12 protein-coding genes are annotated in these 14434 nt (G+C 70.9%); 7 read left to right on the top strand and 5 right to left on the bottom strand.

The features are described 5' to 3' along the window. Positions 1-315: 315 nt before the first annotated feature. Both ITP53_RS46780 and ITP53_RS59820 read left to right on the top strand, forming a co-directional pair. Positions 316-642, top strand: coding sequence for a hypothetical protein (locus ITP53_RS46780; protein WP_195901935.1), 327 nt, complete (start codon positions 316-318; stop codon positions 640-642). A gap of 148 nt (positions 643-790) precedes the next feature. Next, positions 791-925, top strand: coding sequence for a hypothetical protein (locus ITP53_RS59820; protein WP_268961425.1), 135 nt, complete (start codon positions 791-793; stop codon positions 923-925). 4 nt (positions 926-929) lie between these two features. Here the strand turns inward: ITP53_RS59820 and ITP53_RS46785 are convergent, their stop codons facing one another. Beyond that, positions 930-3842 carry an AfsR/SARP family transcriptional regulator gene (locus ITP53_RS46785; protein WP_195901936.1) on the bottom strand — a complete coding sequence of 971 codons (2913 nt, stop codon included), beginning with the start codon at positions 3840-3842 and terminating at the stop codon, positions 930-932. 287 nt (positions 3843-4129) lie between these two features. On the opposite strand from ITP53_RS46785, the gene ITP53_RS46790 reads away from it, so the two are divergent. Continuing rightward, positions 4130-4606 (top strand): hypothetical protein, encoded by a 477-nt coding sequence (locus ITP53_RS46790; protein ID WP_195901937.1) that lies wholly within the window; start codon positions 4130-4132, stop codon positions 4604-4606. Positions 4607-4645: 39 nt separating this feature from the next. Here ITP53_RS46790 and ITP53_RS46795 read toward each other — a convergent pair whose 3' ends face one another. Continuing rightward, positions 4646-5032 (bottom strand): DoxX family protein, encoded by a 387-nt coding sequence (locus ITP53_RS46795; protein ID WP_195901938.1) that lies wholly within the window; start codon positions 5030-5032, stop codon positions 4646-4648. A gap of 231 nt (positions 5033-5263) precedes the next feature. Between ITP53_RS46795 and ITP53_RS46800 the strand changes: the two genes are divergently transcribed. The 3 genes from ITP53_RS46800 (at position 5264) to ITP53_RS46810 (ending at position 9454) form a co-directional block, all read left to right on the top strand. Then, positions 5264-7732, top strand: coding sequence for an ABC transporter substrate-binding protein (locus ITP53_RS46800; RefSeq protein WP_195901939.1), 2469 nt, complete (start codon positions 5264-5266; stop codon positions 7730-7732). Between the two features lie 15 nt (positions 7733-7747). Further along, positions 7748-7936 (top strand): hypothetical protein, encoded by a 189-nt coding sequence (locus ITP53_RS46805; protein ID WP_195901940.1) that lies wholly within the window; start codon positions 7748-7750, stop codon positions 7934-7936. 399 nt (positions 7937-8335) lie between these two features. Continuing rightward, positions 8336-9454 carry an alcohol dehydrogenase catalytic domain-containing protein gene (locus ITP53_RS46810; protein ID WP_195901941.1) on the top strand — a complete coding sequence of 373 codons (1119 nt, stop codon included), beginning with the start codon at positions 8336-8338 and terminating at the stop codon, positions 9452-9454. A gap of 22 nt (positions 9455-9476) precedes the next feature. Here the strand turns inward: ITP53_RS46810 and ITP53_RS46815 are convergent, their stop codons facing one another. The 3 genes from ITP53_RS46815 to ITP53_RS46825 all read right to left on the bottom strand — a co-directional run bounded on the left by ITP53_RS46815 (position 9477) and on the right by ITP53_RS46825 (position 13437). Beyond that, complete coding sequence (locus ITP53_RS46815; protein WP_328818038.1) at positions 9477-10895, bottom strand: S28 family serine protease; 1419 nt, start codon at positions 10893-10895, stop codon at positions 9477-9479. 99 nt (positions 10896-10994) lie between these two features. After that, a complete protein-coding gene (locus ITP53_RS46820; protein WP_195901942.1) occupies positions 10995-12866 on the bottom strand; it encodes an MFS transporter in 1872 nt (623 codons plus the stop codon). A gap of 115 nt (positions 12867-12981) precedes the next feature. Next, positions 12982-13437 (bottom strand): MarR family winged helix-turn-helix transcriptional regulator, encoded by a 456-nt coding sequence (locus ITP53_RS46825; RefSeq protein WP_195901943.1) that lies wholly within the window; start codon positions 13435-13437, stop codon positions 12982-12984. Positions 13438-13660: 223 nt separating this feature from the next. Here ITP53_RS46825 and ITP53_RS46830 point away from each other — a divergent pair. After that, positions 13661-14434 (top strand): maleylpyruvate isomerase family mycothiol-dependent enzyme (locus ITP53_RS46830; RefSeq protein ID WP_195901944.1); only part of this gene is annotated, 774 nt, incomplete at its 3' end.

The raw sequence follows: 14434 nt of genomic DNA on the forward strand, positions 1-14434 counted from the left end.
CGGCCCGCCCACCGGACATTGCTCATCCGACCGGGGCACCCCGGCACGCCTCCGCCACCCCATGCGTCCCTCCAGCGTCATCAGCGTGCTCCCCGGTCGTCTCAGTGCCAGTCATTGCTGGTGCTCTTCACCGATTCGATCTCCTCGACCACGATCGTCATCCTCGCCTCCCCTCTGGCATGTCAGCTTCGCGGCAAGCTCAGTACCACTCGGAGGTGGTGCTCTTGACGGACTCGATCTCCTCGACCTCGATCGTCATCCTCGCCTCCCTCCTGCGTGTCCCAGGCGTGGGAATCTCAGGTCCACTCGAAGCCGGTGCTCTTCACCGACTCGATCTCCTCGACCACGATCGTCATCCTCGCCTCCCCTCTGGCGTATACCGACGCGGAAATCTCACACCCACTCGAAGCCGGTGCTTTTCACCGACTCGATCTCCTCGACCTCGATCGCCATGTTCACCCTCCTTCCGCAGGGATCGACGGCATCGTGCGGCGGGTCGGATTGTGGCATGGTGCCCAGGTCTCGCGGCAAGTACGCGGCGACGGACAAGGGCTGGGGCGGCGGACACCGGGCCCCGCGACGGCGCTGGTGGGAGCGGGTTTCCGGCCCCGGGCGACGAGCCGGATGGTGAAACCGCCGTGAAACCGGAGCTCCCTACATTGGTACGACCGACGGCGAGCGACCTGCTACCAAGGCGGACGCCGCGACGAACAATAGGACGGGGAGAATGGACATATCGCGTCTGAAGCAGCTTGGCAAAAGCAGGACAGCGCGCGTCACACTGATCGCCATGGCGTTGGGGGCGGGGACGTTCGTGGGGGCCCCGGTGACCGACCTGCCCGACCACCGGTGCGCCCCCCATGAGGAGCCGATCGACTGTGACAGCCACTGGACCGGCAACCCCAAGAACGGCGGCTCGGTGTGAGCCGTCAGCGCGGGAACGCCTGACACTCGCCGAGGGCGTCCAGCTCGGCGGCGGCGCGGTCGTGCCAGACCCGCATGCCGAGGTCGGCGAAGCCGGCCGCCGCCGCGGTGAACAGTTCACATGCGCGTTCCTGCTCTCCCTGCAGGGCGGCGAGCCGGCCGGCGGCCAGCCGGGCGCGGGCGGCCAGGTACGGCTGGTCCACCTCGGCGGCGAGCGACAGTGTGGAGCGGAGCAGGTCGCCGGCCGCCTCATGGTCCGCGGCGAGGAGCGCGGCCTCGCCGCAGCCGAGCAGGCCGTGCGCCTCGCCGATGAGGTCGCCGTTGGCGCGCGCCGTCGTCGTCACCTCACGGAAGGCGGCCGCCGCCGCGTCCGCCCTGCCCTCGGCCAGGTGCATCGCCCCCATCCGGTTGAGTATCTGCGCCGCGCCGCGTTGGTCCCCCAGGTCCCAGTACGCGGCCAGGGCCCGGTCCAGCAGGGGCGCGGCCGTGGCCGCCCGCCCGCGCTCGATGTGGATCTGCGCGATGCTGCCCAGCACGTGGGCCTCGGCGTGCCGGTCCCCCGCCTCCTGCAACATCGTCAGCGCATGCTCGTAGCGGTGCAGCGCCGTCTCCGCCCGGTCCTGCATCCGGTCGATCAGCGCCGCGTTGCGCATGGTCAGCGCCTGGCCGTGGCGGTCGCCCACCGCCTCGAAGAGGTGTACGGCGGTGGCGAAGTGCGGCTGCCCCTCGCCGTAGCGCTGGCGGAAGATGGCGAGCGAGCCCAGGGAGTGGTGCATCGCGGCCTCCCCCCGCCGATCGCCGGTGCGCACGGCGGTCGCCAGGGCGATGCGCGAGGTACGTTCCCAGTCGTCGAAGTGGCCCTGAGCCTCGAACAGGGTGACCGCGGTGAGCGCCAGGTCCCAGCAGGTCTCGCTCAGGTCGCGCCTGGCCGCCTGGTTCACCGCGGCGACCAGGCCGAGCCGTTCGGTACGCAGCCAGCCGGCGGGGTCGGCGAGCAGCCTGTCGCGGGTCGCGGGGTCCGGGTCCCAGCGCGGCGCGTCCCCGTGCAGCACGGTGTAGTCCCCTCCGTACTGCCGCCGATGTGCCTGCTCGGCCAGCGCGAGGTACGCACCGATCAGCCGGACCTCGGCCGCCGCCGCCTCGGCGGGGGGCTCGTCCGCCGCCAGCCGCTCCCTGGCGTGCAGCCTGACCAGGTCGTGCAGCCGGTAGCGGGCCTCGCCGACCTGGTCGGTGCCGGCGTACTCCACCAACTGCGCGTCGAGGAGCTCGTCCAGCGCGTCCTCCGCCTCCAGGGCGCCGATCCCGAGCAGCGCCACCGCGTGCCACCCGGCGAAGAGCGGTATCTCCAGCAGCCCGAGCCGGCGCAGCAGCGTCCGGCCGGGCGCCGTGAGGCCGGAGTGGCCGAGCGCGAGGCTCGCCCGTACCGACAGCGGGCCGTGAGTGAGCTCGTCGAGCCGGCGATGCTCGCCGGCGAGCCGTTCCACGAGCCGGGCAGCCGGCCAGTGCGGGCGGGCGGCCAGCCGGGCGCCCGCGATGCGCAGGGCCAGTGGGAGGCGCCCGCACAGCGCGGCGATGTCGCGGACGGCCGGGTCCCTTGCCAGCCGGGGCCGCCCGGTGACGGTGCACAGCAGGCGGACAGCGTCCTCGTCGGCGAGGACGTCGAGCATGAGCCGGTACGCCGCGGGCAGCGCGGTCAGCGGCGCCCGGCTGGCGATCAGCACGGCGCATCCGGCGCCGGCCGGGATCAGCGGTTCGACCTGGCCTTCGTCGGCGGCGTCGTCCAGCACCACGAGGACGCGCCGGCCGGACAGCTTGGCCCGGTACATCCCGGCCCGCTCGTCCACCGTCTCGGGGATCGCCGTACCGCTCACGCCGAGCGCGCGCAGGAACCTGGCGAGCGCCTCGCGCGGCTCGACCGGCCCTGGCCCCGCACCGCGAAGGTTCACGTAAAGCTGCCCGTCCGGGAAGTCCGCCCGCCGATCGTGCCCGGCGCGTACGACGAGCGCGGTCTTCCCCACGCCCGGCATGCCGGAGACGACGCAGACCACGGGCGACCCGGCGCGCCGTCCGCCGAGCGCGCCGGTGAGCCGGCGCAGCTCCTGGTCCCGGCCGGTAAGGTCGGGCACGTCCGGGGGCAGCAGGTTGGGCGCCTCGATCACGCCGGCACGCCGGGCCGGGCCGACCTCGGCGTCGCCCCGCAGCACCGCCTCCTCCAGCACGCGAAGCTGCGGTCCCGGCTCGACCCCGAGCTCCCTGACCAGCACCGCCCTGGTGCGCCGGTAGACCTCGGCGGCGTCCTTCCGCTGCCCGGAGCGGTAGAGCGCCGTCATCAGGCGGGCGGCCGTCGGCTCATCCAGGGGATTCTCGGCGAGCAGCGCGGTGAGCTCGGGCACGATCGCGGCATGCCGGCCGAGCGCCAGGTCGGCGTCCACGCGGGCGGCGAGGACGTGTCGTCGTTCCTGCTCCAGGTGCGTCGCGTACTGGGCGACCGCGCCGATACCGGTCAGCCCTGCGAAGGCCGTACCGCGCCATAATCGCAGCGCCCTGCCCAGCAGGGACGCCGCGGTCCTGGCGTTGTCCCGCGCCAGCGCGGCGCGGCCCTGTTCCGCCATCTGGGTGAACTGCCAGGCGTCCACCTCGGAGGTACGCGCCCGCAGCAGATAGCCGGCGCGGTCGAGCCGGATCTGGTCGGGATCGCCCAGCGTTCTGCGCAGCCGGTGCACGAGCACCTGCAGGTTCTTCGCGGCGGCGGGGCCCGCCCGGTCGCGCCACAGTTCGTGGATGAGCGTCTCCGCGGTGACCGCCCGCCCCGCCCGGCAGATGAGCAGGGCGAGCAACTGCTCCTGGCGGCGGGAGGTGAGCACCACCGGACGTCCCTCGTCGAGCACGCCCATCGTGCCGAGCACCCGGAACTCCAATCGCGGCCCCCTATCAGGCGACCATCGGACAGCGTGATCGCAGCGGTCGCATACCCGGCCTGGCCACGTCCCCGTACGCGGCCGGGCTCCAAGCCAACCTGTCCGACTATTTCGACAAATAGCCCGCAAAATCCTGGCTTTCAGACCCTCCCCACAACCTACTCCACGGACCAATGCGTCACGTGGTCGGAAACAACCGGGCCTGGGAGTGTCACATCTGGGCGGTGGGGTCCGTCTTGGGTAGTAGGCGGGCACGGAGTCGGCAGCACAGCGGGGGTGAGATGCTGATGGCCTCCTCGTACACCGATCCCGGCGCGTGGCGGATCGCCATGGACGCCACCGAGGCGACGCTGTCGATGAGCACGCCGGGAGGCCGGCTCACGCAGGAGCTCCCCCGGGTCAGCGGCTCCTTCTTCCTGCGCCCGAGCGGCGCGCTCGCGGGGTTCGCGCTGCGGCTGTTGCTGCCGCCGCACTGGGACGGGCCCCAGGTACCGTCGTGGGAGGCGGCGGATCTCGACGTCGACGAGCAGGCGTGGCTGCGGCTGGGACGGCATGAGGTCTGCCGGCCCGTTTTCGTCCTGTGCACCCGGGTCCCGGGCGAGCACTCCTATACGAAGATCGTTCTGGAGACGTCGTTCTCCTCCTGGAGTTTGCGCCTGCCCGGGGCGGCGTGGCATCGGCCGCGACCGGTGACGCTCAGGTTGTTCAGCGAGATCCGTTCGGTGGAGGACGCGCCGGGCTCGATCCACGACCGGCCACGATGAGACGTACCCCAGGTACCGGGGCGGACGTCGGCAGGAGGATCAGCGCGTCGTGTCCAGCACCAGGGCGGGGTCGAGTGCGAGGGTGGCGACCGCCAGGCCGAGGAACACGATCGCCAGGTAGAACTGCGGCACGAAGTCACTGACCCGCAGGTGGGTGTAGACGGCGCAGACGAAGTAGAGGACGAGGCCGGTCGCGGCGGCCGTACCGATGAGGGGCACGCCGAGCAGGCCGAGCGCCAGTCCCAGCGCGCCCAGCGCCTTGAGCGCGCCGATCGGCCAGACCAGCCACGACTCCGGCACGCCGACCCGGTCGAGCGCCGGGCCGAGGGATCGCATGATGGGCGCGTACCGGGTCATGGCCGCGAGTCCGGAGAAGGTGTTGAAGGCGATGGTCACCAGTGCGGTGACGACGTAGGCGGTCGGCATGGCGGACTCATCCCTTCCGGAAGGCGGCGACGGGCTTTTCTGCGACGAGACGTCCGACAGTGGTGACGGTCATGATCTCTCCTTGGTCATGTCGTCTCCTGAGAGGGCCGGCGCGATGCGGAGCGTGACGTCCCGCCGGGGAATGTGAGCGACGTCTCAGCGGCCGGCTCTTCGGCTCTTTGGGCGGGAGACCTGGAAACATCCGGACGCGGGCCCAGATCATGAGACATCATGAGCCACCGGGATGGGGCCTGCTGGAAGGGTTTCCTGGTGAGCGATCTACGCAGTGTCATCGAGCGGTTGATCCGCCGGCCGCCGTTCTGGCGCCCCGATCCGCCGCTCCCGGTGGTGTGCGTCTCCGGCGAGTACGCCTCCGCCGCCGTCGAGGCGATGCTTGGATCGTTCCAGGACGGCGTGCCGTTCGCCAGGGCCGACGACGGAGCCCACCCGACCATGCTGGAGCTGGTCAAGTCGCTGGCCGGGCAGCTGGGCAAGCCGGTGGGCGGCTCGCTGCTGCCACCGCCCCGCTTTCCGCTGGCCCAGTTCGTGATCTGGGCGCGCGAGCAGCGCCCGCCCGCGGGCTCCGGCGCGGACTGGCCGCCCCGCCTGCGGACGCAGGCCGGCCACCGGGAGTTCAGGCAGCGGTTCAGGAGCTGGCAGCGCAGCAAGTACGGCGGCGAGCACAGCACCAGGACCTCCGCCGACTTCCTGGCCAGGGCGGCGGCGACCTGGGTGCCGGTCGGCACGCTGGCCGTCTGGCTGTCCGGCATGGAGACCGACCTCATCCCCATGGACAACCTCGTGAGCCTCATCCCGTGGGCGGTCGGCCTGGTGGTGGCGCTGGTCGGCACCACGCTCCAGGGACTGCTGTCGATCACCGGGGCGCTGTTCTTCGGCTGGTTCCGCAGGCAGCCGTACGTCAGGCGCCGGGGTTTCGGGCGGCTGTCCCATTACGCGTTGCGCCTGGCGGAGGAGGACGACGACCAGATCGAGCCGCTGCTGGTGCACGCGCTGCTGAGGGACCTGCGGGAGGCGTACAAGAAGAGGGTGTTGCCGTGGCCGAACTGGGGGCGGGAGTGCTACGGCCTCGTCGTCCTGGACGTGGCGGATCCGGATGGAGTGAACTCCAGGTTCCTGCGGATCCTGGAGGAGACCACGGACACGACGGGGCTGCTCGCCCCGGTGGTCGTGGTGGCGATGGCGCCGGACGGCGTGCCGGCGGCGCGGCGCGACCCGGTGGGGCTCGGGCGGTTTCCCGACGCGGTCCTGCGGTGGCTGGCCGAGGCCGCCCTGCGGGTGCCCAAACTGCGGCTGTACGTCCACGTCACGGAACCTCCTGAGGCCACGGCGTTCCCGCCACGACGGCCCCGGCGCGGGCGCGCCCTTGGCTACTGGTCGGCGGTCATGACCGTCCTGGTGATCCTGCCGCTCACCGGCGCCGCCTGGGTCGACCACCAGTGGCGGAACACGTGCGGCGGCAGGTCCTGGGCGAGATGGACCGGTCAGGAGTGCGTAGGCGTGGTCAACGCGAACGCGCGGTCGCCCGAGAAGCTGTTCAACGCGCAGGTCTCGGAATGGCTCAGGAGGATAGACGACAACAACGAGCGGGCCGGGAAGTCAGGCCACTACGTCGACGTGGTCCTGTTCGGCGAGTACTCACCGTGGAACGTCGCGGCCAACGACCCACGCGTCGTGAGCGCGCTGTCCGAGCTGGCGGCGGTCGAGTACTACCAGCGCAACATCAGGAGCTCACCGCGGTTGCGGGTCCTGGTCGCAAACGGCGGCGACAACTTCGGCAGGGCGGGCGAGGTGGCGCGGCTCGTCGTCGAGATGGCGGAGCGGAACAGGCGGCTCATGGGCGTGGTGGGTCTCGCGCGCAGCCTGACCGGGGTCAGCGACGCGATCCGGGAGCTGCACCAGGCGAAGATCCCGATGGTGTCGGGCACCGCGACGGCGGACATGATGGGAACGATCCCCAGGCCCGGCACCCCGGGGACGCCCTCCCGCTACTACTTCCACGTGAGCCCGACCAATTTCCGCGAGGCCTGGCTGGGGGCGCGGTTCGCCAAGACGCTCCTGCCGCGCAAGCGCCGGATCAAGGCCGTCATCGTCAAGGACAGAACGAGTAAGGACCAGTACACCAGCAACCTGGCCGACGACTTCAAGGCCGCGGTGCTGCGTGAGGGTTTCAAGCTCAGGGCCGAGTTGCCGTACTCGGAGGATGGCGGTCTGCCCCCGGCGGCGAGCGAGGCATGCAGGCAGACGCCCGACGTGATCTTCTACGCCGGGCGGGCCTCCGACTTCCTCGACTTCCTCACGGCCGTCGAGGGCAGGCGATGCGGCGCGGTGACGGTGATCGCGGGTGACGACGTGGTCAAGGTGATGCCGCACCACGGCTATGAGATAGCCGGGATGCAGCAGGTCGAGGTCTACTATCTGGCGCTGGCGCAGCGCTCGCTGTGGAAGTCGCCCGTCCCCGCCAAACCGACGAAGTTCGCCAGGTATCTGCTGAGCGGCAATCTCATGGACATGTCAGATGACCACCTCATTCTGGCGTACGACGCCATCAGCGTCGTCTACCAGGCGGTCAGCGGGGTCTACGACACCTCGGAGGTCGCCGCGGAGCTCCGGGAGGACGAGTTGCCCACCAGGGGCCAGATCCAGCACGAACTCGAGGACACGACCGGGGACAACGCCTAGGCGGGATCCGCGGGCGTGATCGACTTCCACGGCCCGGCTCACGAGCCCTACGACAAGGTGATCGCCGTCATGAAACTCGGTCCCGGGGGCGCCCCGGTGCCCGTGGTCCGCTGCGGCAAGCTCGACGACCACGCCCCCGCGCCCCACAAGGCGTGCGACGGCCTGCCCAAGTCCACCCCTTCGGAGAGCACTCCGCTGGGCTGATCCCGCTCTGTTGAACGGCCAGGCGATCCCCGCTTGAAATCGCCGTCAAACCTCCTTGAAATCGCCAGGAATGCCCTGATTTATCACCATTTGGGGGCTAGAGTCCGAATTGAGAGAAGTCAACGGGGGAGAAAATCATGGCTGGAATGCACGCATCTCAGCTTGACTTCTACCAGGAAGGCTGCCCTCGCCGCCGCGGACGCCGCCGTCGCCGTTGCCTGCGCCGCCGTCGTAGGTGGTGGGGCGGCTGGGGCTTCTGGGACGATGGATTCTGGTGGTAGGTCGAGCCCGATGAGAGCCGAGCGGCAGAGCCGCCGGCTCTCTTTCCGTCCGGGGTTACTGGGCCCCCAGGGGGCAGGGGGTCGGAGAGCAGAGGACGGACGCCAAGGAGGAGAAGCCATGAAAGCACTCGTCTGGCATGACGTCGGAAAGATCAGCCTTGAGCAGGTTCCCGACCCCGTCGTCCGCGAACCCGAGGACGCCGTCGTCCGGATCACGACCAGCGCCGTGTGCGGGACCGACCTGCACTACGTACACGGCACCATGCCGGGCATGCGGCCGGGCACCGTACTCGGCCACGAGGCGGTCGGCGTCGTGGAGGAGGTGGGCCCGCGGGTACGCAACTTCAACCCGGGCGACCGGGTGGTGGTCTGCTCCACCATCGCCTGCGGACACTGCGTCTACTGCCGGGCCGGCTACTTCTCCCAGTGCGACGTGGCCAACCCCGGCGGGCCGGCCGCCGGCACCGCGTCCTTCGGCGGCCCCGCGGCCACGGGAGCGTTCGACGGGCTGCAGGCGGAGTTCGCGCGCATCCCGTACGCGCACACGGTCCTGGTCCCCATCCCGCCAGGAGTCAGCGACGAGCAGGCGGTCATGGTCAGCGACATCTTCCCCACCGGCTGGTTCGGCGCCCGGCTGGCCGAGGTGGGCAACGGCGACGTCGTGGTGGTGCTGGGAGCGGGCCCGGTCGGGCAACTGGCCGCGCTGGCGGCGCGGATGCAGGGCGCGGGACGCGTGCTGATCGTCGACGGCAACGCCGACCGGCTGGAGACCGCGCGCCTGCAGAACGCCGAGACCATCGACTACACCGCCGAGGACCCCGTGGCCGCGGTCAAGGACCTGACCGGCGGCATCGGCGCCGACCGCGTCATCGAAGCGGTCGGCATCGAAGCGCTGAGCCCCGAGAGCGCGTCGCCGGGCGACGCGCCCGCGAAGGCGCTCAACTGGGCGGTGGAGATGGTCGACAAGGCGGGGACGATCGGCATCGTCGGCGTCTACCCGCCCGGCTTCGACACCTTCCCGCTGGGCACGGCGATGAACCGGAACCTCACCGTCAAGGCGGGCAACTGTGACCACCGCCGTTACGCTCCCCGCCTGCTCAGCAAGATCGCGACCGGTGGCGCCGATCCCACCACCGTGCTCACGCAGCAGGAGGATCTGCCGCACGTGATCGACGCCTACCAGGCGTTCGACCGCCGCGAGCCCGGCTGGACCAAGGTCGTCCTGGAGCTCGGCTGAGGCGTCCCACGCCCCGGGCCGGTCAGCGGGTGTGGCGGTCGGGGAGCATGTCGTCGGCCGGGATGGCCGTCGCCTCCGGGACCCGCCGTTCCTGCGGCGCGGCCTCCGCCCAGCGTCGCAGGGTGGCCGTCGCCGCCGTGCGATCCGCCTCGGGCAGGCGTGCGATGCTTGCGCCGTGGTTGGCGCCGGGCACGACGTAGAGGTGGGAGTCGCGGCGGCTCGGGGTGAACCGTTCGGCGCTCCACGGGTCGTTCTCCCCGTACACGAACATCATCCGCTCCGATCGCGTACGCACCCACTGGTCCACGTCGAGCATCGGCCGGGCGTCGTGCCTGGACCGGAGTTCGGCGGGGATCATGGAGTTGGCCTGGTAGAGGCCGGGGTAGCGGGCCAGCCCGCGCAGGTGCTCGAACCTCAGGTCGGGCCAGCCGAGCTGGGTGGCCGCCTGGTAGTAGTACGGCGTGTAGTAGTCCAGGCCCTGGTCGGTGTAGAAGCCGAAGGAGGCCACGTTGTCGATCCAGGCGTACAGCTCCGCGTCCGTGGCGGTCGCGGGCGGCACGGCGGCGCAGTCCGCCGCGGAGGAGTACTGCCAGAACGCCCATGCCGTGTCCAGGACCGTCATCTCGAACGACCGGTCCGCGGTGCCGAGCGTCCTGGTGAAGGTGTAGCCGTTGCGCTCGGCGTCCGCCTCCAGCAGCGCCACCATCCGGCCACGCCGCTTGAGCGCCTCACGCTGTACGTTCTCCAGCGCGGTCCTGCAGGACTCGTCGCCGACCCCGGCGAAGAAGTCGTCGTACTCGTGGTCCTGGGGGTTCACCCGGTCGTTGGGGGTGACGTAGCCCACCACGCCGTCCACGTCGCCGGGGTAGAAGCGCCGGTGGTAGACGGAGGTCATGCCGCCCTTGCTGGCGCCCGTCTGGATCCACTTCCCCGAGTAGATCGGCTTGAGCGCCTCGACGATCCGGTGTTCGTCCGTCGCCTCCTGCCAGATGGTCAGGTCGTCCCAGTCGGCCGGTGCCGGGCGCGAGGAGCGGAAGAACCGGTGTTCGACGGAGACCTGGTTGCCGTCGATCAGCTGGGTCGGCTCGGTACGCGACGCCGTGGGGTTCGCGGGCAGGCCGTACCCGCCCGTGAAGAGGACGACGGGCGCCTCGGCCGAACGGTGCAGCAGGGTGAGCCGCTGCTGGAAGGTCCCCCTGCGCGGGTTTCTGTGGTCGATCGGCTGGGTGAAGGACAGGACGAAGAACCGGTAGCCGGCCGGCTGGGACTCCGACACCACCGTGAGGCCGGGGATGGCCTTGAGCCTGTCCAGCAGGTCGTCCTGGGCCGCGATGGAGGCTGCCTGGGCGGCCGGGCGGGCGGCGGCGGGGAGAGCGTGAAGGGTGATGGCCGCCGCGACGGCCATCGAGGCGGCCAACGCGGCAGGCAACCGGGATCGCACGGTTTGCGTCTCCTTGGAGGGGGATGATATTCCGCCTGACGCTATACCGATCATCCCCGGCCGAACAGCACCGGGCCGCCGAACGCCTGACGCCACTGCTCAGCGGTCCGCCAGGTTCTTGACCCAGATGGCCGCGTTCCGCATGAACACATCGAGCTCGCCGCGCAACTGCTCGTTCTCACTGCGCAGCCACAACAGCTCGGCCCGCTCGTCGGCGGACAACCCGCCGCCGGCGTCCTGAGGGTGGAACGGGGCCACCCGCACCGGAGGACGGTCGCCTCCGGGCGCGCGGAACGCGTCCTCCCAGGGACCCAGCTCCTCGTGCCCGATCTCCGGAATCGCCGGGACGACCGGCCAGGGCGCCGCGGCACGGGCGTGGTACGCGGCCTCGGCGCCGACCGCGCGCTGTGGGGCCGTCTCGATCCCGGCCTCGCTCCGGTACGCCGTCACGCTGCCGGCCGCACCCTGGTACGCCGTCGGGGCGCCGGCCGCGCGCTGGGGGACCGTCTCGATCCCGATCCGAGGCTCCGCGATGCCGGTACGGGGCTCCTCGCCGCGGGTCCGGGGGTCCTCGGCGCCGGTACGGGGTTTGGGGAGGGTCAGGGTCACCAGTGCGGCCAGCAGTGCGACACCGCAGCCGATCAGCAGGGCGACACGGAACCCGGACTCGGCGGGCAGGGTGCGACCGCCCATCGTCACGGTCATCTGGGCCAGCACGACGCCGACCACGGCGGCGGACACGGAGGTGCCGATGGAGCGCATCAGCGTGTTGAAGCTGTTGGCGGAGGCGGTCTCGCTCTGGGGGACCGCCCCCATGATCAGCGCCGGCATCGCGCCGTACGCCAGGCCGACGCCCATGCTGCCGATACTGCTGGCGATCATCAGCCCCCAGGACCAGCCCATCAGGCCCAGCGCGGCGCCGTATCCGAGCGCGATGACCAGCGCGCCGGCGAACAGGCTCGTCTTGGGTCCGCGGGCGGCCGACAGGCGGGCGCCGAGTGAGGAGACGGCCATCATCATCAACCCGGACGGAGCCATCCAGAGCCCGGCGGCCAGCATCGACTGACCCAGGCCGTATCCCGTCGCCTCGGGGAGTTGCAGGATCTGCATGACGACCAGCGACTGGGCGTACATGGAGAAGCCGACCAGGATCGAGGCCAGGTTGGTGAAGAGCACCTGGGGCCTGGCGGTGACCCGCAGGTCCACCAGCGGGTCACGGACGCGCAGCTCCCAGAAGGCCCACAACAGCACGATCACCAGGGCGGCGCCGAGCAGCCCGAGCGTGGAGCCGCTCCCCCAGCCCCAGTCGGCGCCCTTGGACACGCTCAGCAGCAAGCTGACCAGCGCCGCGCCGAGGCCGATCGCCCCGACGAGGTCCAGGCGGCCCGCCGCGCGTGGGGGCGTGGGCGGCACCAGCAGCCAGATCAGCAGGCCGACCAGCAGGCTCAGCCCGGCCGAGCCCCAGAACAGCATCCGCCAGTCCGCGTACTCCGCGACCGCCGCCGAGATGGGCAGCCCGAGCGCGCCGCCGATCCCCATCGACGAGCTCATCAGCGCGATCGCGGGCCCGACCCGCTGGGGCGGCAGCAGGTCGCGCAGCGCGCTCACACCGAGCGGGATCATGCCCACACCCAGCCCCTGCAGGCCACGCCCGGCGATCATCGGGATCAGCGAGCCGCTCAGCGCGCACACCACCGAGCCCGCGACGAGCGGCAGCGAGCAGACGATCATCATCTGGCGCTTGCCGTACAGGTCGCCGAGCTTGCCGACGACCGGGGTGGCGACCGCACCCACCAGGAGCGTAATGGTGATCACCCAGGAGGCGTCGGCCGCTGTGGCGTGGAGCAGTCTCGGCAGTTCGCCGACCAGCGGCACCACCAGGGTCTGCATGAGTGAGCCGACGATTCCGGCCACCGCGAGCACACTGGCGATCCCGCTGCCAGAGCGCGCACTGGTCGCAGAGTGCACCATGTGTCCCCTTTTTAGCTTTGAGCCCGGATGCACCATACACACGACGTGTTCCATGCACAACTTATGCATGATGCACATCACTGCCACGCTGGGGCGAAGGGGGCGGCAGCGGGATTCACGGACGAGGCCAGGGACGCCCTTCGAGCCGCTCGATGTCGCAGTTGAACCGCCTGAGGTAGTCCGCGAAGGCGGCGGCGTCCTCGGGCGTCCAGTGCTCGAGCACCCTTTCCAGGCCGCGGATGTTCCGTTCGCGCACGCTCCGGAGGCGTTGCCCGCCCTCCGCGGTGACGCGGAACTTGCGGGCAATGCCCCCGTCGGGGTCGGGGATGCGCTCCAGCAGCCCGGCCCGCATCATGGCGGAGGTCTGCCGGTTGAGCGTGGACGGGTCCAGCCCGAACGCGTCGCTGAGCTGCCCGATCGACATCGGGCCGTCCATCTCCAGCCTGCTGAGCAGAATGTACGCGCTACGGTCCAGCTGGTCGCCGTCGGAACGAAGCCGGGGCGCGGTCAACTGCCGATACCGCCCGAGCAGCATGGTCTCGTACTCGATCGAGTGTGTGGACTTGTCCATGGATGCTCTTTCTCGCCTCCCGCGTTGGCCGGCCTGCGCATCGCCCAAGCGAACATGCATCATACACACAATGTGCATTTAACACATGGAATGCATGACGCATATCGCCAGCCGTCCGCGCAGCGGATTCGCGGCAAACACGTGCTGGCACGGGCGGCGGGTGGGGAAGTAGCCTGCCGTCGGCGCGCCGAGGCGTTCGGTGCCCGATGGACAGGAGATCGCGATGACCGGCCGGGCAGAACAGACGATCAGCGAAATACGCACCGAGCTCGATGATCTGGTGGCGCTCGTGAAGGGATTCGGCGACGACGACCTGACTCATCCGTCGGGGGCCGCGGAATGGGATGTCTCGCAGGTGCTGAGCCACCTGGGCAGCAGCGCCGAGATCAACCTGGCCGCGCTCGACGGGGCGGTGACCGGCACCGGCGCCCCGGCCATGGAGTTCATCCGGGCCACGTGGGCGCGTTGGGACGGCATGTCGCCCGCCGAGCGGGCGGAGGCGTTCGTCGCCGCGAACGAGAAGCTGACGCGCCTTTTGGAAGGGCTCGACGCGCGGACGCGCGAGGAGCTGCGGATCGGGCTGTGGTTCCCCGGCGAGCCGGTCAGCGTGGCCACCCTGACCGGCATGCGGCTGAGCGAGCTCGCCCACCACGCCTGGGACGTCAAGGTCGCCTTCGACCCCGCGGCGACGCTCGCGGAAGGTGCCGCCGGCCTGCTGCTCGACCAGGTGGGTGGCATGCTCGGCTTTCTCGGCAAGCCGGAGGGGTTCGGCGGCAGGGAGGCGTCCGTCGCCGTACGCACCACCGGCCCTGACCGGTCGTTCGGGCTGGACATCCGCCAGGCGGTGACGATCACCGATGTCCCCGCCGAGCCCGACGCCGTCCTGACCGCCCCCGCCGAGTGGTTCCTGCGCCTGGTCGCCGGCCGCCACGCCCCCGAGCACACGCCGTCCGCGGTGACCGTCACCGGCGACGGCATCACCCTGGACGACCTGCGC

The organism is Nonomuraea cypriaca, from assembly GCF_015645445.1.
In the GTDB taxonomy this organism is placed as follows: Bacteria; Actinomycetota; Actinomycetes; order Streptosporangiales; family Streptosporangiaceae; genus Nonomuraea; species Nonomuraea cypriaca.

What these genes read in the sequence shown, in the direction of transcription:
- ITP53_RS59820 (WP_268961425.1), top strand. Translation starts at nt 791, where the DNA reads ATGGCGTTGGGGGCGGGGACGTTCGTGGGGGCCCCGGTGACCGACCTG.
- ITP53_RS46790 (WP_195901937.1), top strand. Translation starts at nt 4,130, where the DNA reads ATGGCCTCCTCGTACACCGATCCCGGCGCGTGGCGGATCGCCATGGAC.
- ITP53_RS46795 (WP_195901938.1), bottom strand. Translation starts at nt 5,032, where the DNA reads ATGCCGACCGCCTACGTCGTCACCGCACTGGTGACCATCGCCTTCAAC.
- ITP53_RS46800 (WP_195901939.1), top strand. Translation starts at nt 5,264, where the DNA reads ATGAGCCACCGGGATGGGGCCTGCTGGAAGGGTTTCCTGGTGAGCGAT.
- ITP53_RS46810 (WP_195901941.1), top strand. Translation starts at nt 8,336, where the DNA reads ATGAAAGCACTCGTCTGGCATGACGTCGGAAAGATCAGCCTTGAGCAG.
- ITP53_RS46820 (WP_195901942.1), bottom strand. Translation starts at nt 12,866, where the DNA reads ATGGTGCACTCTGCGACCAGTGCGCGCTCTGGCAGCGGGATCGCCAGT.
- ITP53_RS46825 (WP_195901943.1), bottom strand. Translation starts at nt 13,437, where the DNA reads ATGGACAAGTCCACACACTCGATCGAGTACGAGACCATGCTGCTCGGG.